Source organism: Kineococcus sp. NPDC059986, from assembly GCF_040702905.1.
GTDB lineage: Bacteria > Actinomycetota > Actinomycetes > Actinomycetales > Kineococcaceae > Kineococcus.
On record NZ_JBFBND010000059.1, the window covers coordinates 1 to 19,395 of the forward strand.

Genomic DNA, 19,395 nt, shown 5'->3' on the forward strand with positions numbered 1-19,395 from the left:
ACGATCTCCACCCGACGTAGCTTGCGTGGCCGTCCTCGCATCGTTCGCACACCCCTCCTGGGACAGGGATGTTGCAGGGACCGCTTGACTCCAAGGCCGCTCCGGGGGCGGAAGGAGTGCTTTCCGCCGGTCGGAGGGGGGTTGGGGCGGCTGCGGTTGCGGGGTGGGCACGACAGCGCTTCCCTGCTCCCATGCCCGGTTCAGCGCAGTCCCAGGTCAAGGAGCACGCACGGCGCGGCGAGGTGTTCGCGCAGCAGCACGAGCAGGGCCTGAAGACGTTGGGACGCGCGGGGGTCGCCGCCGAGGGTCTCGTCTACCTGCTCATCGCGTGGCTGGCGGCGCAGGTCGCGCTCGGCGGCTCGTCGGGGTCGGCGGACTCCAGCGGGGCCCTCGGGCAGATCGCGTCCAAGCCCTTCGGCAAGGTCCTCCTCGTCGTCCTCGCGGTCGGCTTCGTCCTGCTGGTGCTGTGGCAGGCCGTCGTCGTGGTGACGGGCGACAAGACGTCGCACCGCGTCAGCGCGGGCGTGAAGGCCCTCGCCGCGGCGGCTCTCGCGGTGTCCTGCCTGCGCTTCGCGACCGGCGGCGGGTCGTCGTCGGGCAACCAGCAGCAGACGCTGACGCAGCGCGTCCTGGAGGCGCCGGGCGGGCCCGTCCTGCTCGTGGTGGCGGGGCTGGCGATCGTGGCCGTGGGGGTCGTGACCGCGGTCAAGGGGATCAAGCACGACTTCGAGGACAAGGTGGAGGGTTCGCTCTCCCCCGCCGTGCGTCGCCTGGGAGTGGCGGGCGCCGTCGCCCGCGGGGTCGCGTTCGCCGTCATCGGCGTGCTCGTGGCGATCTCCTCGACGGGCGACACGGGCAAGTCCCGGGGCCTGGACGCGGCGTTCCACGAGATCGCGGCCCAGCCGTTCGGCGCCGTCCTGCTGCTGCTCGTGGCCCTCGGCGTGGCGGCCTACGGCGTCTTCCAGCTGGTGACGGCTCCGAGGCGGAGCCGGGCCTGAGCCGTACCGACCACCGCGCAGGACGTGATCCAGGCCACAACGACTCAGGGAACCCATCCGATCACCGATCTGTTGCGAACTGAGGGTGGCCTCACACCGGTGGGCTCGACGGTGCACACTGTCCCGGGGCTCTCGTCCGGTCCGACCTCGAAGCTGGAGTGCACGTGTCGCGAAAGATCATCACCCCCGGAGACATCCGCGACCACGTCCTCCGCCTGGGCGAGAAGTACCCGCCCATCCCGCTGGACTCCGTCGACCGCACCGTGCGCGACCCCCGCGGGGTCCGCGACCGCTTCGGCCACGTCATCGACTACCTGGCCCGCGTCGAGCTCGAGGTCGACCGCAACGTCCTGGAGCTGCTGACGCTCCTGCCCGACGTCTCCGAGACCGACCGCCTCTTCTACGCCGACGTGTGGCAGCCGCAGGAGATCCAGCACGGACTCATCCTCGACCGGCTGCAGCAGGACATCGACCTGTCCCCCGCCGACCCCAACACCGACCACGTCAGCCCCAAGATCCGCATCCTCGGCTCGCTCGCGCACTTCAAGCCGGTGCAGGAGGTCGCGCGTCTCCTGTACTACCTGACGGGCGCCGCGACCGAGAAGGCCGCCGTCGTGGCGTACAACCTCCTCGTCGACGGGCTCGACGACATGGGCGAGGACGCCGTCTCGCGCACCATCGTGCAGCCCATCCGCCGGCAGGAGCCTGGGCACTTCGCCTTCTACCGGCTGTCGGCGACCGAGATGTTCCAGCAGAACGTGCTCACCCCGTGGCAGGTGCGCCTGGCCAAGGTGCTGCGCCGCGCCTCCTTCAGCCCCGTCGGCGCGCACACCCCGCAGCACCGCGCGCAGTTCGGTGGGGTCCTCACCACGCTCGGCCTCGACCAGAAGGTCGAGGACTTCGGGGCCCAGATCGGTCTCGTGGAGCACGAGCTGCTGTGGGCCCGCGACCAGGGGATGCGCGTGCCGGACTACATCCTCGCCGCGCTGCGCGACACCATCGAGCAGTTCCGCGTCAACGGCCTGCCGGGACGGGTCCCCGCCGCCGTGTGAGGTCGGTGGACAGGGCAGTAGCGTCAGCGTGTGCCGCTGACCGACCTGCCGCTGGAGGAGCTCCGCACGTACCGGGGTGACCTCGCCGAACCCGCCGACCTCGACGCGTTCTGGGCCGGGAGCCTGGCCCAGGCCCGTCGGCACGACCTCGCCGTGGAGCTCACCCCGTACCGCGGGCCGGCCCTGCCCGCCTTGGAGGTCCACGACGTCCGGTTCGCCGGCTGGAACGGCGACCGCATCGCCGCCTGGCTGCTGCGTCCGGCGCAATTGCCCGGACCGCTGCCCGTCGTCGTGGAGTTCATCGGCTACTCCGGCGGACGCGGGCTGCCCGTCGACCGGACGACGTGGGCCGCAGCCGGTTTCGCGCACCTCGTCGTCGACACCCGGGGCCAGGGCCACGACACCCCCGACCCGGACCCCGACGTCACCGGCGGGCAGTGGGTGAACGGTTTCATGACGAAGGGCGTCGAGGACCCGCGCACCTACTACTACCGCCGTGCACTCGTGGACTGCGCTCGCGCCGTGGACGTCGCCCACGCCCTGCCGGGGCTCGGAGTCGACGTCGACACCACCCGGATCGTCGTGCGCGGCGCCAGCCAGGGCGGGGCGTTCTCGATCGCCGCGGCCGCCCTGTCCGGTGACCGGGTCGCCGCGGCCCTGGTGGACGTGCCGTTCCTGTGCCACGTCCGGCGCGGGACGCACCTCGCCGGGGCCGGTCCCTACCTCGAGGTCGTCGACTACCTGCGCCGGCACTCCCCCGAGGCCGTCGAGGCGACCTTCGCGACCCTCGCCCACGTCGACGGCGCGAACCTCGCCTCCCGCGCCCGTGTCCCCGCACTGTTCAGCGTCGCGCTCATGGACCCGGTGTGCCCGCCGTCGACGGTCTTCGCGGCGTACAACCGCTGGGGCCACGACGACCGCGAGATCGACGTGTGGGAGTTCGCCGACCACGCCGGCGGCATCGGGTTCCAGGTCCAGCGGCAGCTGCGGTTCCTCGAACGGCGCGGCCTGCGGTGACGGACCCGGGACCCCGACCGCCGTTCGTCGACGAACCCGACCCCTGGTCGCTCTCGCTCGTCGCCCGCGTCGAACGCGACGCCCCCGGCCGACGCCGCCCGACGCACACCGACGTCCTCGTCGCCGCGGCCCGAGCCGTCGTGCTGCTGCTCGACGACCCCCGCGTCACCGACCCCGACGGTGAACTGCACGCCGCCGTCCAGGCGTGGCGCGACCGGCGCATCCGCAAGATCTGCCGCCGGGCCCGGGGCGTGGCGTGGAACCGCACGGCCGCCCTGCCGCACAGCGAGGCCACGTCGGGGGACGCCGTCGTCCGGGTGTTCGCCCCGCACCCGCGCGAGGAGGTCCCCGACCTGCTGCGTCCGCTGCAGGTCGGCGGACTCGACCTCGACGACCCCGAGGACCTCGCCGTCCCCGGACCGGACGGGGTGCTGACCGTCCGCCTCACACCGGGCGTCGCGATGACGACGGGCAAGGCCGCGGCGCAGGTCGGCCACGCCGCCCAGCTGGCGTTCGAGCAGCTGCCCCACACCGACGCCTGGCGTCGCAGCGGTTTCGGCGTGCGCGTCGTCACCGGTCCCGTCGTGCTGGCCCCCGCCGACCGGGTGGACGTGCGCGACGGGGGTTTCACCGAGGTCGCTCCGGGGACGGTCACCGCGAGCGCGGGTTTCGAAGGGATGGTCTGACGTGCCGCAGCAGGGGGCGCCGTTGCGGCGCATGGGGTTCCTCACCATCGGGTCGTTCGACCCGGCCGATCCACGGCCGGGGCACGAGACGACGTTGCGCATCGTCGAACTCGGCGAGCAGCTCGGGTTCGACAGCGCCTGGTTGCGCCACCGGCACCTGCAGCCCGGGATCTCCTCCCCGGTCGCCGTCCTCGCCGCGCTGACGCAACGCACGAGCCGCATCCACCTCGGCACGGCCGTGACGCCACTGGGGTGGGAGAACCCGCTCCGGCTGGCCGAGGACCTCGGCACCGTCGACGTCCTGGCGGGTGGACGGCTGCAACCGGGGGTCAGCGTGGGTCCGCCGATGCAGTTCGACCACGTCAAGGGGTCCCTCTACCCCGACACGGCCGACGTCGAGGACTTCGGCTACGACCGGGTCCTGCGCCTGCACCGGTTCCTGCGCGGGGACAAGGCCAGCGACTTCGCGGGGACGCAAGGCATCGAGGTGTTCTCCGACCGCGTCGAACCGCACTCCCCGGGCCTGGCCGACCGGCTCTGGTACGGCGGGGCGAGTCTGCGCTCGGCGCAGTGGACGGGCGAGAACGGCCTGCACCTGCTGGCCTCCAGCGTCGTGCGCGCCGAGGGCGGGTCGACCGACTTCCCGACGATCCAGGCCTCGCACCTCAGCGCGTTCCGGGAGCTGCACCCCACCGGGCGCACGTCCCAGGGGCTCGTCGTCATCCCCACCGACTCCGCGACGCCGGGGCAGCGGGAGCGGTACCGCGCCTACGTCGAGCACCGCTCGAAGCGCGTGGGGATCCCGCAGGGCCCCGGGCAGCTGTTGTTCGCCCAGGACCTGCTGGGGACGAGCGCGGAACTCGCCGAACGGTTGTGGGCCGACGCGGGGTTCCAGCTCGTCGACGAGGTCGTGTTCGCCCTGCCGTTCGGGTTCGAGCACGACGACTACGTCCAGATCCTCACCGACATGGCGACGCACCTCGGGCCGCGACTCGGGTGGACCCCCACTACGGGGTGATGACCAACCGCAGGACGGTCGCGTCGGCCAGCCGGTCCAGGCCCTCGCCGACGTCGTCGAGCCCGAGGTGCCCGGACACGAGGCGTTCCAGCGGCAACCGGCCGGCCCGCCACATCGCGACGTACTGCGGGACGTCGCGGGCGGGGACTGCCGAGCCGAGGTAGCTGCCGACGACGGTCCGCGCCTCGGCGGTGAGGACCAGCGGGTCGAGCGCGACGTGCGAGCCGGGCGCGGGCAACCCCACGGTGACCGTCGTCCCGCCCACCGCGGTCGCCGCGAACGCCGTCTCGAACGCCCGGGCCGACCCCGCGGCCTCGACGACCTTCTCGACGCGGCGGCCGGAGGCGGCCAGTTCCTGCGGGGTCGCGACCTCGTCCGCGCCCAGTTCCTCCGCCGTGCGGAGCTTGTCGGCCGAGGTGTCGACGGCCAGCGTCCGCACCCCTTCCAGGCCCGCGGCGACGAGCAGCGCCGCCATCCCCACCCCGCCCAGCCCCACGACGGCGAGGGTCTCCCCGGGTTCGGGCCGGGCGGCGTTGCGGACAGCGCCCCCTCCGGTGAGGACGGCGCAGCCGAGCAGCGCCGCGAGGTCGGCCGGGACGTCGGCCGGGACCGGCACCACTGAGCGCCGGTCCACGACGGCGTGCGTCGCGAACGCCGACACCCCCAGGTGGTGGTGGACGGGGACGCCCGCGCGCGACAGCCGCCGCTCCCCCGACGGCAGGACACCCTCGGCGTTCGTCGCGCTGCCGGTCGTGCAGGGCACGCGACCGCCCGTCGCGCAGGCGGCGCAGCGTTCGCAGCGCGGCAGGAACGTCGTCACGACACGGTCGCCCGGGACGACGTCGTCGACGCCCGCCCCGACGGCCTCGACCGTCCCGGCGCTCTCGTGGCCCAAGAGCATCGGCAGCGGTCGGGGCCGGTTCCCGTCCACGACGGACAGGTCGGAGTGGCACAACCCCGCCGCCTCGATGCGCACGAGCAGTTCCCCGGGGCCGGGGTCCTCGAGCTGGAGCTCGCCGACGACGAGCGGACGGCTCGTCGCGTAGGGGCGCGGCGCGCCGGACCGTTCGAGCACCGCACCCCGGATCGTCCGCACGAACGGCAGCGTCTCAGACGGCGGGGCGCGGCGCCCGCGCACACAGGGCGGCCAACCCCGCGACGGCGGCGAGGACGAGGAAACCCCCACCCAACGACGTCGCCGCGGCGACGGCGCCGAGGACGACGGGGCTGACCGTGGAGCCCAGACCCTTGGCGACGGAGTCGGCGGCCGTGACGGACCCGCGCAGGTCCGGGTGCCAGCCGACGAGGACGGCCGGACTGAGCGGCATGAGCGTGCCGAGGACGGCGCCGAGCACGACGAGGAGGGCGAGGAGCAGCGCCACGGCGCCGTTCCCGCGGATGCCGACGACGAGGGCCAGGAGCGCGCAGGCGACGGGGAGGACCGGGTACGCACGGCGGAACAGGTCTTCCGCGCTGCGCCGGCCCAGCCCGACCTGGTTGAGGCTCGCGCCGACGAAGACGCCGGCCGGGATCATGATGGAAAGCGCGATCCGTTGCGCGAGCGGCGGATCGAGGTCCTGGGCCAGCAGGCTCACGGCGTAGTGAGCGGCCTGGATGGCCCAGCCGACCCCGCCCGCGGCGAGCAGGAGGGCCGCGGTCCGCGGGACCCGCAGGGCGAGGGAGGCCTCCCGGACGACCGTCCCCAACCCAGGCCGGGAACCCGCCGCGACGGCGCGGGCCGACGGCATGCGGCGCACCGTCAGCGGCGTCAACGCGAGGACGAGCACCCCGTAGGCGACGACCGTCCACGACCACACCTCGGGTGCCCCCAGCCCGGCGGCGGCCGCGCCGAGCCCGAGGCCGGCGACGGCGCCCAGGCTCGTGAACGTCTGCAGCGCCGAGAACCCGCGGTCGCGCCCGCCGGGGTCGTCACGGTGGGCGTCGGCGACGACGACGGCCGCGCACAGGACGAGCGCGCTGTTCGCGACCCCCGACAGCACACGGGCCAGGAGCAGCCCGGCGTAGCCCGGTTCCAGGAGCAACGACGCGGACAGCAGGACGTTGAGGGTCACCGCCACGGGGAGCACCCGCCGCGGGGACACGACGTCGACGACGGGCCCGAGCACGGCCGTGGCCAGCGCGGCGGCGGCCGCGTACACCCCGACCGTCAACCCGACCTGACCCACGCTCAGCCCCAGCCGCTCCCCCAGGACGACGGACACCGGGGTGAAGCCGAGCTGGGAGACGGGTGAGAGGGCGACGAGCAGCCCCGGCAGGACCCCCACGCGGCGACGACGAGGCGGGTTCCGGGGCACGGTCCCGAGCGTAGGGGCGGCGGAGACCGTCGGCGCGAGGACGGTTGACACGTGTGAGGTCCTGGCACCATCCTTCCTCACACGTGTTAGGCCATCTCGCGAAGGAGCTCTCGATGGCAGACCTCACCCGCAGGTCGGTGCTCGGCGTCACCGGACTGGCGGCCCTCGGCACCGGGTTGTCCTGGGACCGCCTCACGGGCCGGGACGTCCCCGGCCGGGACGGAGACGCGCTCACCGTGGCGATCCTCGGCACCGCCGCGGACGCCGCCTCCCGGCAGGCCCTCCTGGACGCCTTCCGCGAGGAACACCCAGACATCCCCGTCCGCCTGCAGGCCGTCCAGGGCCAGGACTGGAGCCAGTTCTTCACCAAGATCCTCACGATGGTCGCGGCGGGCACCCCGCCGGACGTCTGCCTCATCGCCACCGAGGGCGCGCAGCTGTTCGCCGAACGGCTCGCCCACCCGCTCGACGAGTTCCTCGTCCGCGACGCGGCCGACGTCCAGGACTACTTCGACGACGTGCACCCCTCGCTCGTCGAGTCGTTCATGTACCAGGGCTCGCTCTTCATGCTCCCCGCCGACTTCAACGCCGCGAACGTCTACTACAACGCCGGCGCCCTGGAACGGGCCGGTCTGGCCCGACCCGCGGACGACTGGACCGTCGACGACTTCGTCACGGTCGCCCGGGCCATGCGCGAGGGTGCCGGCGGGTCGGCGTTCCGTCCCTTCTTCTGGACCAACCGGTTGTGGGGCGGGGTCGTGCCGTGGCTCTACGTCCACGGCACGAGCTTCCTGCGTGAGTCCCGCGCGAGCGGGGGCGAGTGGTTCTGGCAGAAGTTCTACGCCGGCGACCCGACCGCGGCCTCCCGCTCGGGCGGGTACCAGTGGCTCGAGGCCGGGGCGGACGACCCGGCCGTCCTGGAGACGTTCGAGTTCCTGCGCGAGATCACGGCCGAGGGGCTCGGGTCGTCCCCCGCCCAGGGCGGGGGCAACGAACTCGTCGCGCGCTTCGCCGAGGGCGTCATCGGGATGACCCCGGCCGGCGGCTTCTGGGCCCAGGGACTGGCCGACGGCGGGATGGGGCCGGACGACTTCGACGTCTCGTTCTTCCCCCGCGCCCGCACCCAGCGCCACCAGTTCGGCACGGCCGGGTACGCCGTCATGCGGACGTCGCAGCGCAAGGACGAGGCGTGGGAGTGGATCAAGTTCTGCTCCTCGCGCCGGGGCATGCAGTTGTCCTTCCCCGAACCCACGACCACCCCGGCGCGACGGTCCCTGGTGGACGAGGCCTTCTACGCCGGCACGGGCCCGAAGCACTGGTCGGTGTTCTACGACACCCTCGACCGGTTCCCCGACACCGGCCCCATCCCGGCCCCGCCCCAGCAGGCGGCCGTGGAGACGGCCCTGGTCAAGAACGTCCTCGCCGCCGTGACCGCCCCGGCCGGCGGCGGCGTGCGCGACGCCCTCGGCACGATGCAGCGCGACCTCGAGCGCGCCCTGCGGAACGGATCGGTGAACTGATGGCCACGACGGTCCCCACCCCGACGACCGACCTCCCCTCCACGGCACCGGCCACCGGTCGCCGGCCCGAGACGGCGCGCCAGCGACGCACCCGTCGCCTCCTCGTCACGCTCTTCCTCGCCCCGACCGTCGTCGGGATCGGACTGTTCACGCTCGTGCCGATCGTGGCGTCGGTGCTGCTGGCGTTCTTCCGCTGGGACGTCATCACCCCACCGCGCTTCGCCGGGCTCGACAACTTCGCCGACATCGGCGCCGACCCGACCGTGCGCGTGGCCTTCCTCAACACCTTCGTGTTCGTCGTCGTCGCAGTGACCCTGCAGCTCGGCGTGGCGATGGGGCTCGCCGTCCTCGTCCAGTCCTCCATGCCGGGCTGGTTGCGGTCGTTCTTCCGCTCGACGCTCTTCTTCCCGCTCATCCTCTCGGCGGCGTCGGTCTCCCTCGTCATGGCGTACCTGTTCAACGAGGACTTCGGCCTCGTGAACTCCGTGCTCACCGGGGTCGGGCTGCCGGACGTGCCGTGGCTCACGTCCACCACCGGCGCCGCCGTCGTCGTCGTGCTCGTCTACGTCTGGCAGAACTTCGGGTTCTCGTTCCTGCTCTTCGTCGGCGGCCTGGCCGCCATCCCGCGCGACGTCTACGAGGCCAGCTCCCTGGACGGCATCGAGGGCTGGGCGCGGTTCCGCTGGATCACGCTGCCGTTGCTCAGCCCGACCGTGCTCGTCGCCTCCGTCATGGCGGTCATCAACGCCCTGCAGATCTTCGACCAGCCCTACGTCCTGACGCGCGGCGGGCCCGGCGACTCGACCCGCACGGCCGTCATGGTGATCTTCGAGTCCGCGTTCCAGCAGTTGCAGTTCGGCCGGGCCGCCGCCATCGGCGTCGTGCTCACCCTGCTCATCATGGCGGTCACCGCCGTCCAGTTCCGGCTCAGCCGCCGCTACGTCTTCCACCAGTGAGGGGAACCCCGATGGCCACGCTCTCCCCGGCCGGCGCGTCCGGTCTGCAGGTCCGCCCCACGCCCCGCCCCGCCCGCCGCGCACTCCCCCGCCCCGGCACCGTCGGGAAGTTCGTCGTGCTCGGCGTCGCGGTGTTCCTCACGCTGGGCCCCGTCGTCTGGACGGTCTGGACGTCCTTCCGGCCGCAGCTGGCCGGGGCCGGCGTCCAGCCCGGGTTCTCCGCCTACGTCGACGTGTTCGCGAAGGCCGACGTCCTCCTGCTGGTCTGGAACAGCGTCCTCGTCACCTCGCTCTGCGCGCTGGGCCAGATGGTGACGGCCGCCCTGGCCGGGTACGTCTTCGCCCGCGTGCAGTTCCGCGGTTCCGGGGCGCTGTTCGCGCTCGTGCTGGCCACCATGATGGTGCCGCTGCAGGTGACGATCGTCCCGGTGTTCATGCTGATCCGCGGCATGGGGTTGTCGGACACGCTGCTGGCCCTGGTCCTGCCGGCCATCCCGACGGCGTTCGGCACGTTCCTCATGCGCCAGTACTTCCTCGGCCTGCCCGACGACCTCGCCGAGGCGGCCGCCATCGACGGCGCCGGTCCGCTGCGGACGTTCACCTCGGTGTACGCGCCCCTGGCCCTGCCGGGCATGGCCATCGTCGGGATCCTGGCCTTCAACTACCACTGGAACGAGTTCTTCCGGCCGTTGATCCTCACCGTCTCCGAACGCAACTTCACGATGCCGCTGGGGCTGGTGTCGCTGCAGGGGAACCTCGGGACGGGCAGCGTGTCGACGGTCCTGGCGGGGGTGGTGCTCTCGATGGTGCCGGCCCTCGTCGTGTTCGTGCTCGGGCAGCGACCGCTGCGCGAGGGTCTGACGGCAGGAGTGGGCAAGTGAGCACCGACGTGACCACCGCACGGGACCGGCGCCTGGTGGGTCCCGCCGACCCGTCGTTCCCCGTGCTGCACGGTCGCCCCGACCACGGCTGGGTGAACGACCCGAACGGGCTCGCCCACGTCGACGGCGTGTGGCACGTGTTCTTCCAGCACAACCCGGCCGCGCCCGTCCACGGGGACATCCACTGGGGGCACGCCAGTTCCCCCGACCTCCTCACGTGGCACGCCGAACCCGTCGCCCTGCGACCGACCCCCGGCGGGCCGGACGACGTCGGCTGCTGGACCGGGTGCCTCGTCCTCGACGGCCCGGACCGGGTGCCCACGGCGGTCTACACGGGCGTCGGGGCCGGGGGGCCCGAACAGGCCGTCACCCTCGTCGCCACGTCGACCGACGGGTTGCGGACGTGGGCCCAGGAACCGGCCGCCGTCGCGGTCCCCGTTCCGCAGGAGGGGGTCCGCGAGGTGCGGGACCCGTTCGTCTTCGAGCACGGTGGGCACCGGTGGGCGGTGCAGGGCGCCGGCCACCCGCAGGGTCGCGGCCGGTTGCTGCTGTGGCGCTGCGACGACCTGCGCGCGTGGGAACCGGCCGGGGAACTCCTGACCTCCGACGATCCCGTCGCCGCGCGATGGGCACCCGCGAACACCTGGGAGTGCCCGAACCTCGTCCCCTTCGGCGACCGCTGGCTGCTCGTGGTGTCGTTGTGGCACTGGCGGGACGGGACGCACGCGCTCGACGGGGTCAGCTGGTTGCTGGGTGACCTGGAGCCCGCCGAGCAGGGGTTGCGCTTCGCGCCGACCGACGGCGGGGCGCTCGACGGCGGCGGCACGTTCTACGCGCCGCAGCTCCTGGCCACCGACGACGGTCGGGTCCTGGTGTGGGGGTGGTCCCGCGAGGACGAGCGCGACCCCGCCGACGTCGAGGCCACCGGGTGGTCCGGAGTCCTCACGTTCCCGCGCGACCTGCTGCCCACCCCGGCGGGCCTGGCGGTCGTCCCGGCACCGGAACTCCTGGGCCTGCGCCGCGAGGAACTCCCCGGCACCGTGCGCACCGAACGCAGCTTCGAGGTCGAGGCCGCAGGGCCGGTCGAACTCCTGCTCGTCACCCCCGACGGGACCCCACGCCCCGTCGTGACCGCCGGTCACGACGGGCCGGTGCGGATCCTCGTCGACGGGAGCCTCGTCGAGGTGTTCGAGGCCGACCGGGCCACCACCCTGCGCGCCTACCCGGCACCCGGTTGTGCGTGGGAGGTCCGCGGGGACTCGCGCAGCTACCGGCTGGCCGCACCGCCACGCTGAGGGGGCGCCACCGAGTCGCGGACGACGACCGGGCACGGCACCAGGACGGTGCCGTGCCCGGTCTGTGGCGCGTCCGCCCCACCGCCCAGGTCGGCGAGGACGCGGGCGACGGCGGCCTCCCCGATCTGCCGGTGCGGCAACACGATCGTCGTCAGCGCGGGCACCATCGGGGCGGCGAGCGCCGCGTCGTCGTCGTACCCCACGACCGACAGGTCCCCCGGGACGTCGAGGCCGAGGCGTCCCGCCGCCAGGACGGCGCCCACCGCGACGCGGTCGTTGGCGCACACGAGCGCTGTCGGCCGGCCCGGGGACGTGAGGACGGCCGTCGCGGCGGCGAACCCGTCGGAGATGTCCCACCCCGTCTCGACCGTCCGCAGGGCCGGTAGACCGGCTGCGGCGAGCTCCTCGCGGGCACCGTCCTCGCGCAGCGTGCTCGCGACGGCGTCACGGGCCCCGGCGAGCAGGACCAGGTCTCGGTGCCCGGCGTCCAGCAGCAACCGTGCGGCGGCCCGGCCACCGGCGACCTCGTCGGCGACGAAAGCAGGGACGGTGGGACGCGTCGGGTCGTAGCAGTTGGCCAGCACGAACGGCACCCCGGCGGCGGCCTCGGGCACCGCGTACTCCCGCAGGCTCATCGCCGCGAACAACAGCCCGTCCACCCGGCGCGCCCGCAACGTGCGGTAGGCGTCGACCTCGCGCTGCTCCTCGTCGTGGGTGTCGACGAGGACCAGCAGGTGCCCGGACCGTTCCGCCGCCTCCGACGCCCCGCGCAGCAGTTCCCCGCCGTAGGCCGTCGAGGCGATGGCGTCGGTGACGAGGCCGAGCGTGCGGGTCCGGCTGCTGCGCAACGAGACCGCGGACGGGTTGGGTTCGTACTCGAGCTGAGCGGCCGCAGCCCGGATCGCCGCCTGCTTGTCGGGCGCGATGTTCCCGTCGCCCCGGCCGTTCAGCACGAGGGACACAGCGCTGCGCGACACCCCGGCCAGGTCGGCCACGTCCTGGGACGTGGCCTTGCGGGACGGGGGCCGGGTCACCGCGTCAGGCTACCGGCCCGCCGTCCCCCGCCCGGCTCACTTCTTGGCGTTCTTGTCCTTCGCCTTGTCCCCGGCGGCGTCGGAGGAGAGCGCGGCGATGAAGGCCTCCTGGGGCACCTCGACCCGCCCGACCATCTTCATGCGCTTCTTCCCCTCCTTCTGCTTCTCCAGCAGCTTGCGCTTGCGGGTGATGTCACCGCCGTAGCACTTGGCGAGGACGTCCTTGCGGATCGCGCGGACGTTCTCGCGGGCGATGACGCGGGCGCCGATGGCCGCCTGGATCGGGACCTCGAACTGCTGGCGCGGGATGAGGTCCTTGAGCTTGCCGGCCATCATGACGCCGTACCCGTACGCCTTCTCGCGGTGCACGATCTGGCTGAACGCGTCGACCTGCTCGCCCTGCAGCAGCACGTCGACCTTCACCAGGTCGGCGACCTGGTCGCCGTCCACGTCGTAGTCGAGCGAGGCGTACCCGCGGGTGCGCGACTTCAGCTGGTCGAAGAAGTCGAAGACGATCTCGGCCAGCGGCAACCGGTAGCGCATCTCGACGCGGTCCTCGGACAGGTAGTCCATGCCCTGCAGGTCACCGCGGCGCTGCTGGCACAGCTCCATGACGGCCCCGATGAACTCCGACGGGGCGAGGATCGTGGCGCGCACGACCGGTTCGCGGACCTCGGCGATCTTGCCCTCGGGGAACTCCGAGGGGTTCGTGACCTCGACGACGCGCTTGTCCTCCAGCGTCACCTCGTACGGCACGCTCGGCGCGGTCGAGATGAGGTCGAGGTTGAACTCGCGTTCGAGGCGTTCGCGCACGATCTCCAGGTGCAGCAGGCCGAGGAACCCGATGCGGAACCCGAACCCCAGCGCGACGGACGTCTCGGGTTCGTAGCTGAGCGCGGCGTCGTTGAGCTTGAGCTTGTCGAGCGCGTCGCGCAGCAGCGGGTAGTCCGAACCGTCGATCGGGTACAGCCCCGAGAACACCATGGGCTTGGGGTCGCGGTACCCGCCGAGCGCCTTGGTGGAGGGTTTCGCCGCGTTGGTGACGGTGTCCCCGACCTTGGACTGGCGGACGTCCTTCACCCCGGTGATGAGGTAGCCGACCTCGCCGACGCCGAGACCCTTCGACGGGGTCGGCTCGGGCGAGCTCACCCCGATCTCGAGGAGCTCGTGGGTCGCCCTCGTCGACATCATGACGATCTTCTCGCGCGGGGAGAGGTTGCCGTCGATCACGCGGACGTACGTCACGACACCGCGGTAGGTGTCGTAGACGGAGTCGAAGATCATCGCGCGGGCGGGGGCGTCGGCGTCGCCGACGGGGGCCGGGATCTCCTGGACGATGTGGTCCAGCAGCAGGTCCACGCCGACCCCGGTCTTGCCGGAGACGCGCAGGCAGTCCTGCGGTTCGCAGCCGATGAGCTTGGCCAGTTCCTCGGCGAACTTCTCCGGCTGCGCCGCCGGCAGGTCGATCTTGTTGAGGACCGGGATGATCGTGAGGTCGTTCTCCATGGCGAGGTAGAGGTTCGCCAGGGTCTGCGCCTCGATCCCCTGCGCCGCGTCGACGAGCAGCACCGCCCCCTCGCAGGCCGCCAGCGAACGGGACACCTCGTACGTGAAGTCGACGTGGCCCGGGGTGTCGATCATGTTCAGCACGTGCGAGGTGCCGCCGACGTCCCAGGGCATGCGCACGGCCTGCGACTTGATGGTGATGCCGCGCTCGCGCTCGATGTCCATCCGGTCGAGGTACTGCGCGCGCATGGCCCGCTCGTCGACGACGCCGGTCAGCTGCAGCATGCGGTCGGCCAGCGTCGACTTGCCGTGGTCGATGTGGGCGATGATGCAGAAGTTGCGCAGCAGCTCCGGCGCGGTCGCGGCGGGTGCCGGTGCGTCGGCGGCTCTCGGGGACACGGGCGGGGGGCACCTCTCGGTCGGTCGGGCGGGCAGCCTCCATGGTCGCACGGCTGGAACCGGCGGGGTCCGCACGGCGTCCGAGCCCTGCGGTCACGGCGACCGCACCCGACGGAGGTGTCCGATGCGCTCCCCCACCCCTTCCCCCGCACCGGACCGCGCCTCGGACGGCAGCCACGCCCGTCGCTGGGCCGCCCCCGTCCTGGCCGTCACCCTCCTGCTCGGCGCGGCCGCGTGCAGCGGTGGGGGCAGCGACTCGGGTGCCTCCTCGGGGTCGGGCGCCCAGGGCGAGCAGGCCGCGGGGGGCGGGGCCGTGGCGGCCGCGGACAGCCAGGCCCAGACCGGGGACACCAGCGGGGGCTCGAGCGGGGGCACCAGCGGAACGGACAGCGCCGCGCAGGGCCGCGCGGTCGTCTCCACCGCCACCCTCGCCGTCCGTGTCCGCGACCTGCCCGCCGCGGTGCAGGCCGCGACGACGCGCACGACGCAGGCCGGGGGCATCGTCGCGGCGAGCCGCTCCGGGGGCGGCGAGGGGTCCGAGACCGCGCACCTGACCCTGCGGGTGCCCGCCCCCGTCTACCCGCAGGTCCTCGACGACCTCGCGGGGCTCGGCCAGGAGACCGACCGGACCACGACGAGCAACGACGTGACCGCCGAGGTCGCCGACGTCGGCAGCCGGGTCACCTCGGCCCAGGCCGTCCTGGAGACGTTCCGTTCCCGCCTGCCGCAGGCGAAGACGGTGCCCGACATCCTCGCGATCGAGGGCGAGATCGCCCGCCGCGAGGCCGACCTGGAGGCCCTGCAGGCCCGGCAGCGCGTCCTGGCCGACCAGACCTCCCTCGCCACGGTCGACGTCGACCTCACCCGCGGAGCGCCGGTGACGGCCGTCGCGGCGCCGGACCCCGGGTTCCGCGGCGGCCTCGCCGCCGGCTGGCACGCCCTCGGGGAGACGGCGCGGGTCCTCGCCCTGGTCGTCGGCGCGGTGCTCCCCTTCGCCCTGCCGCTGGCCCTGGTCGGGGTCCCCGTGGCGTGGGTGCTGCGGCGACGCCGGAACCGGGGCGTCCCGGACGCGGTCCGCGCGACCCCTTGACCTGAGACCCCGCGTTCACAGAACGTGTCCAGGTGACAGCAGCGTTGATGTCGTGCCTGGTGGGGAGCGTGCTCCTGCTGGTCGCGGGGGTCGGGAAGATCCGCCGACCCGCCGGGACCGTGCGGGCGCTGCGCACGCAGGGGCTGGCCGTCCCGGCCGCCGCGGTCCGGGTGCTGGGCGCCGTCGAGGTCGCCGTCGCCGTCCTCGGCCTCGCGGGGTCGCGACCGGCACTCGCCGTGACCGCGGCCTGCTACGCGGGGTTCACCGGTTTCGTCCTGCTGGCCCTCGTCCGCGGCCGTCCCCTCAGCTCGTGCGGCTGCTTCGGCGAACCCGACCTGCCCCCGACACCCGCCCACGCGGTGCTCACCGGCGCCCTCGCGCTCGCCGCGGCCCTAGCGGCGGCCGGTCCGGCCGGGCTGCCCGCGGTGTGGGCCGGTGGCCCGGCGGCGGCGCTCACGACGGTCCTCCTCACGGCGCTGCTCGTGGCGCTCTGCCTGCTCCTGCTCACCGGGCTGCCCCGGCTCGTCGCCGCCCGCACCCTCGTCCGTCCCGTCCCCGACGCCCGCCACCGGAGGACCGCGTGAGCACCGTGACCACCGTCCTGCTCGTCGGCCTGACCCTGGCGGTCGTGCTGCTGAGCGTCCTCGTCGCCGGTCTGCTGCGCTCGCACGCGGAGATCCTGCGGTCCCTGCACGCCCTCGGCGCCGGCCGGGAGGACACCGCACCCGGGGCGGGGTCGCGGCGGGACCTGCCCTTCGAGGTGGGCCGCGGGGTCGTCGCCGGTGCCGGACCCGACGCCGGCACCGTCGGCCAGCCGGCGACCACGGTCGCGGGGACCACGCCGACCGGCGACGCCGTGCAGGTGGCCGTGGGGGCGGGCGGGACGAACACGCTCATCGCGTTCCTGTCCAGCGGATGCCTGACGTGCCAACGCATCTGGGCCCGGCTCGCGGACCCGTCCCCGCTGTCGCTGCCCCCCGCGACACGCCTGGTCGTCGTCACCCGCGACGCCGACGCCGAGTCGCCCAGCACCGTCGCCACGCTGGCCGCGGGACCGCAGGCCCGCGGGATCGACGTCGTCATGTCGACGAGCACGTGGGAGGCCTACGAGGTCCCGGGATCGCCGTACTTCGCCTACGTCGACGCGGCCGCCGGGCGCGTCCGCGGCGAGGGCAGCGCGACGGACTGGGAGCAGGTCGAACGCCTCGTCGCCGAGGCCGTGGGCGACCACGCCCTGCAGGTCGACCTGCGCGCGCACCACGACCACGCGCAGGACCACGCGCAGGACCACGTGCACGGACGGCACGACGGCCCCCACCGCGAGGCGCGGGCCGACGCCGAACTCCTCGCTGCGGGCATCACCCCCGACCACCCGAGCCTGCGGCTGACGGCGGCCGACCAGGGTCCCGGCACCCCCGGGCGCTGAGACGTGGACCTGCCCGACGTCACCACGGCCGCGCTGCTGCTCGGGGTGCCGACCGCCCTCGTCGCCGCGCTGCGCAGCCTGTGGTCGCCTTGAGGCGAGTCGATGCTCTCGAGCATCACTCCGCTCGGGGAGCGGGGACGCGCCAGCCGGTGGTCGGTCACGGTCACCGCCCACGTCGTCGGGTCCGCCGCCGGCGGTATGGCCCTGGGGGTGCTGCTCGGCACGCTCGGGTGGCTCCTGGGCCTGGTGCTGCGCCCCGTGGCCGGACCCGCGGTGCTGCTCGGGACGCTGGCGGTGCTCGCGCTGGCCGCGGGGACGGTCGCCGCGGAGGCGGGGCGGTGGCGGCGGTTCCCCAGCTGGCACCGGCAGGTCGACGAGGACTGGCTGCACCGGTACCGCGGCTGGGTCTACGGCGTCGGGTACGGGGCCCAGCTCGGCGTGGGCGTCGTGACGATCGTGACGTCCCCCGTCCTGTTCCTCGCGATGGTGTTCATGGTGGCGGCGGGCGGCCCGCTGCCCGGCGCCCTGCTCGGGGCGGTGTTCGGCACGGTGCGCGCCCTGCCCCTGCTGGCCGCCCGGTCGGTGACGACCCCGGCGCGGCTCGCCGGGATGCACCGGCGGCTGGAACGGCTCGCCCCGTTGGGGCGGCGGACGACCGGCGCGTGGGCCGCGCTGGTGGCGGCGGCCTCGGTCGCCCTGACGGTGGGAGTGCTCTCGTGAGGGTGGACGCGCACGGCATCTCCGTCGACGCCCCGGCGGGCTGGGAGGTGCGCATCGTCCGGCGGGCCGCCGAGGGCCACGAACCCGGGTCGCACCGCCGGCCCGTCCTGCACGCCGCGACCGTCCCCCTGCCCGCCGTCCGCGGCGACTTCGGCGGTGGGGTGACGGGGACGCTCGGCAGCGAGGACGTCTTCGTCAGCCTCTTCGAGCAGGACCCCGGGGCCGCGGGCACCGCCCTCTTCGCGGACGCCGGGTTCCCCGTGCCGCAACTGGCGGACTTCTCCCCCAACCGCCTGCAGCGCAGCATCCCGGGGCAGTCGGGCGGGCTGTGGTTCTTCCACGTCGGGGAGCGGGCGTTCAGCCTGTACGTCGTCCTCGGCTCGCACGCCCGCCGGGCGGAGCTGTTCGCCAAGGTGACGCCGCTCGTGCGCAGCGTCCGACTGCAGTCCGAAACGTCAGGAGACCTCTCGTGACCGTCGCCGAACGCACCCTGGGCCACGTCCTGGAGGGGGTCACGGGGTTCTTCAGCCGGTTCCTCGACGCCCGCACCGACCGCCGGGGGTTCCTCGCCCGCACGGCCGTCGTCGGGTCGGCCCTCACCGTCGGGCCGTGGGGTTTCCTCACCCGCCCGCAGAGCGCCTACGCGGCCGTCTGCGGGATCGACTCGACGTGCTCGTCGGGGTACACGGTCTTCTGCGCGACCATCGGCGGCGGCGTCAACCGCTGTCCACCGGGCAGTCTCGTCGGGGGCTGGTGGAAGTCCGACGGTTCGGGGTTCTGCTGCGGCGGTGCGCGCTACTACATCGACTGCCACAGCTACTGCTCGTGCGGGTGCGGGGGCCGCAGCACGTTCTGCGGCGAGGGCTGCCGGAACTGCTCGTGCGGTTGCGGACCGGCCGGTCAGTGCGACCAGCGCAAGGTGTGCTGCAACGAGTTCCGGTACGGCCAGTGCAACCAGGACACCCGGTGCACGGGTCCGGTCTGGTGCCGTGTCGTCACGTGCACCCCGCCGTGGCGGATCCCGGCGTGGAACTGCACGACGACGTCGGCCACCGACCAGCGGACCAACCAGCACTCGGCCCCCTCGCTGCGGGACTGCACGCCGATCGGGCAGGAGTACACCGCGATCGGCGGTCCGGGCGGTGTGCTGGGCGAGCAGCGGACCCCCGAACTCGGCACGCCCGGCCCCGGCGGCGCCTACCAGTTGTTCGACTTCGGGTCGATCTACCACTCCCGGGGCACCGGAGCGCACGAGGTGCACGGGGAGGTGCTGGCGACGTTCGCGGCCCTCGGCTGGGAGGCGGGCCCGCTCGGCTACCCCACCACCGACGAACTGAGCACGCCCGACGGCCGCGGCCGGTTCAACCACTTCGAGCGGGGTTCGGTGGGCGGATTCAACCGGTCGTCGCAACACCTCGAGCAGGAGGTGCGTGATGAAGTCAGCTCAGCAGAGGATGCAGGGCAAGGGGCGCGTCGAGGCGA

The 19,395-nt window shown here is 73.7% G+C and carries 19 protein-coding genes; 15 read left to right on the forward strand and 4 right to left on the reverse strand.

Going from position 1 to position 19,395, the window contains the following annotated elements; genetic code table 11:
* The first annotated feature begins 191 nt into the window (after positions 1-191).
* The 5 genes from AB0637_RS24100 to AB0637_RS24120 all read left to right on the forward strand — a co-directional run bounded on the left by AB0637_RS24100 (position 192) and on the right by AB0637_RS24120 (position 4,771).
* Positions 192-998 (forward strand): DUF1206 domain-containing protein, encoded by an 807-nt coding sequence (locus AB0637_RS24100; RefSeq protein WP_366175273.1) that lies wholly within the window; start codon positions 192-194, stop codon positions 996-998.
* A 164-nt stretch (positions 999-1,162) separates the two neighbouring features.
* Complete coding sequence (locus AB0637_RS24105; RefSeq protein ID WP_366175275.1) at positions 1,163-2,050, forward strand: GTP-binding protein LepA; 888 nt, start codon at positions 1,163-1,165, stop codon at positions 2,048-2,050.
* 30 nt (positions 2,051-2,080) lie between these two features.
* On the forward strand, positions 2,081-3,067 hold the full coding sequence (locus tag AB0637_RS24110) for an acetylxylan esterase (protein ID WP_366175276.1): 987 nt from the start codon (positions 2,081-2,083) through the stop codon (positions 3,065-3,067).
* Entirely contained in the window at positions 3,064-3,753 is a 690-nt protein-coding gene (locus AB0637_RS24115) for a hypothetical protein (protein ID WP_366175278.1), read from the forward strand. Before AB0637_RS24110 ends, AB0637_RS24115 begins: the two co-directional genes overlap by 4 nt.
* A gap of 31 nt (positions 3,754-3,784) precedes the next feature.
* Positions 3,785-4,771, forward strand: coding sequence for an LLM class flavin-dependent oxidoreductase (locus tag AB0637_RS24120; RefSeq protein WP_366175301.1), 987 nt, complete (start codon positions 3,785-3,787; stop codon positions 4,769-4,771).
* On the opposite strand, the gene AB0637_RS24125 is transcribed toward AB0637_RS24120, so the two are convergent.
* Both AB0637_RS24125 and AB0637_RS24130 read right to left on the reverse strand, forming a co-directional pair.
* Positions 4,761-5,867 carry an alcohol dehydrogenase catalytic domain-containing protein gene (locus AB0637_RS24125; protein ID WP_366175280.1) on the reverse strand — a complete coding sequence of 369 codons (1,107 nt, stop codon included), beginning with the start codon at positions 5,865-5,867 and terminating at the stop codon, positions 4,761-4,763. The two genes, AB0637_RS24120 and AB0637_RS24125, sit on opposite strands and share 11 nt — an antisense overlap.
* A gap of 13 nt (positions 5,868-5,880) precedes the next feature.
* Positions 5,881-7,086 carry an MFS transporter gene (locus AB0637_RS24130; protein WP_366175282.1) on the reverse strand — a complete coding sequence of 402 codons (1,206 nt, stop codon included), beginning with the start codon at positions 7,084-7,086 and terminating at the stop codon, positions 5,881-5,883.
* 113 nt (positions 7,087-7,199) lie between these two features.
* Here AB0637_RS24130 and AB0637_RS24135 point away from each other — a divergent pair, with 113 nt between their 5' ends.
* The 4 genes from AB0637_RS24135 to AB0637_RS24150 are packed head-to-tail and all read left to right on the forward strand — an operon-like array spanning position 7,200 to position 11,738.
* On the forward strand, positions 7,200-8,606 hold the full coding sequence (locus AB0637_RS24135; RefSeq protein ID WP_366175284.1) for a sugar ABC transporter substrate-binding protein: 1,407 nt from the start codon (positions 7,200-7,202) through the stop codon (positions 8,604-8,606).
* A complete protein-coding gene (locus tag AB0637_RS24140; RefSeq protein WP_366175286.1) occupies positions 8,606-9,562 on the forward strand; it encodes a sugar ABC transporter permease in 957 nt (318 codons plus the stop codon). The genes AB0637_RS24135 and AB0637_RS24140 overlap by 1 nt, the downstream gene beginning before the upstream one ends.
* Positions 9,563-9,573: 11 nt before the next feature.
* Positions 9,574-10,443, forward strand: coding sequence for a carbohydrate ABC transporter permease (locus AB0637_RS24145; RefSeq protein ID WP_366175288.1), 870 nt, complete (start codon positions 9,574-9,576; stop codon positions 10,441-10,443).
* The gene (locus tag AB0637_RS24150) at positions 10,440-11,738 is read left to right on the forward strand and encodes a glycoside hydrolase family 32 protein (RefSeq protein ID WP_366175289.1); all 1,299 of its coding nucleotides are present in this window, start codon (positions 10,440-10,442) and stop codon (positions 11,736-11,738) included. Before AB0637_RS24145 ends, AB0637_RS24150 begins: the two co-directional genes overlap by 4 nt.
* On the opposite strand, the gene AB0637_RS24155 is transcribed toward AB0637_RS24150, so the two are convergent.
* Both AB0637_RS24155 and lepA read right to left on the reverse strand, forming a co-directional pair.
* Positions 11,711-12,772: a LacI family DNA-binding transcriptional regulator gene (locus tag AB0637_RS24155; protein ID WP_366175290.1), complete on the reverse strand. Its 1,062-nt coding sequence runs from the start codon at positions 12,770-12,772 to the stop codon at positions 11,711-11,713. The two genes, AB0637_RS24150 and AB0637_RS24155, sit on opposite strands and share 28 nt — an antisense overlap.
* A gap of 36 nt (positions 12,773-12,808) precedes the next feature.
* Complete coding sequence (lepA, locus tag AB0637_RS24160) at positions 12,809-14,677, reverse strand: translation elongation factor 4 (protein ID WP_366175291.1); 1,869 nt, start codon at positions 14,675-14,677, stop codon at positions 12,809-12,811.
* 124 nt (positions 14,678-14,801) lie between these two features.
* Here lepA and AB0637_RS24165 point away from each other — a divergent pair, with 124 nt between their 5' ends.
* From AB0637_RS24165 to AB0637_RS24190, 6 genes are all read left to right on the forward strand, one after another.
* Positions 14,802-15,767: a DUF4349 domain-containing protein gene (locus AB0637_RS24165; RefSeq protein ID WP_366175292.1), complete on the forward strand. Its 966-nt coding sequence runs from the start codon at positions 14,802-14,804 to the stop codon at positions 15,765-15,767.
* A gap of 32 nt (positions 15,768-15,799) precedes the next feature.
* Positions 15,800-16,351: a MauE/DoxX family redox-associated membrane protein gene (locus AB0637_RS24170; RefSeq protein ID WP_366175293.1), complete on the forward strand. Its 552-nt coding sequence runs from the start codon at positions 15,800-15,802 to the stop codon at positions 16,349-16,351.
* The gene (locus tag AB0637_RS24175; RefSeq protein ID WP_366175294.1) at positions 16,348-17,193 is read left to right on the forward strand and encodes a hypothetical protein; all 846 of its coding nucleotides are present in this window, start codon (positions 16,348-16,350) and stop codon (positions 17,191-17,193) included. The genes AB0637_RS24170 and AB0637_RS24175 overlap by 4 nt, the downstream gene beginning before the upstream one ends.
* A 102-nt stretch (positions 17,194-17,295) precedes the next feature.
* Entirely contained in the window at positions 17,296-17,913 is a 618-nt protein-coding gene (locus AB0637_RS24180) for a hypothetical protein (RefSeq protein ID WP_366175295.1), read from the forward strand.
* Positions 17,910-18,386: a hypothetical protein gene (locus AB0637_RS24185; protein WP_366175297.1), complete on the forward strand. Its 477-nt coding sequence runs from the start codon at positions 17,910-17,912 to the stop codon at positions 18,384-18,386. The genes AB0637_RS24180 and AB0637_RS24185 overlap by 4 nt, the downstream gene beginning before the upstream one ends.
* The coding region (locus AB0637_RS24190; protein ID WP_366175299.1) for a twin-arginine translocation signal domain-containing protein at positions 18,383-19,395 on the forward strand (1,013 nt) is incomplete at its 3' end. The genes AB0637_RS24185 and AB0637_RS24190, both read left to right, overlap by 4 nt.

What these genes read in the sequence shown, in the direction of transcription:
- AB0637_RS24100 (WP_366175273.1), top strand. Translation starts at nt 192, where the DNA reads ATGCCCGGTTCAGCGCAGTCCCAGGTCAAGGAGCACGCACGGCGCGGC.
- AB0637_RS24120 (WP_366175301.1), top strand. Translation starts at nt 3,785, where the DNA reads ATGGGGTTCCTCACCATCGGGTCGTTCGACCCGGCCGATCCACGGCCG.
- AB0637_RS24135 (WP_366175284.1), top strand. Translation starts at nt 7,200, where the DNA reads ATGGCAGACCTCACCCGCAGGTCGGTGCTCGGCGTCACCGGACTGGCG.
- AB0637_RS24140 (WP_366175286.1), top strand. Translation starts at nt 8,606, where the DNA reads ATGGCCACGACGGTCCCCACCCCGACGACCGACCTCCCCTCCACGGCA.
- AB0637_RS24145 (WP_366175288.1), top strand. Translation starts at nt 9,574, where the DNA reads ATGGCCACGCTCTCCCCGGCCGGCGCGTCCGGTCTGCAGGTCCGCCCC.
- AB0637_RS24165 (WP_366175292.1), top strand. Translation starts at nt 14,802, where the DNA reads ATGCGCTCCCCCACCCCTTCCCCCGCACCGGACCGCGCCTCGGACGGC.
- AB0637_RS24180 (WP_366175295.1), top strand. Translation starts at nt 17,296, where the DNA reads ATGCTCTCGAGCATCACTCCGCTCGGGGAGCGGGGACGCGCCAGCCGG.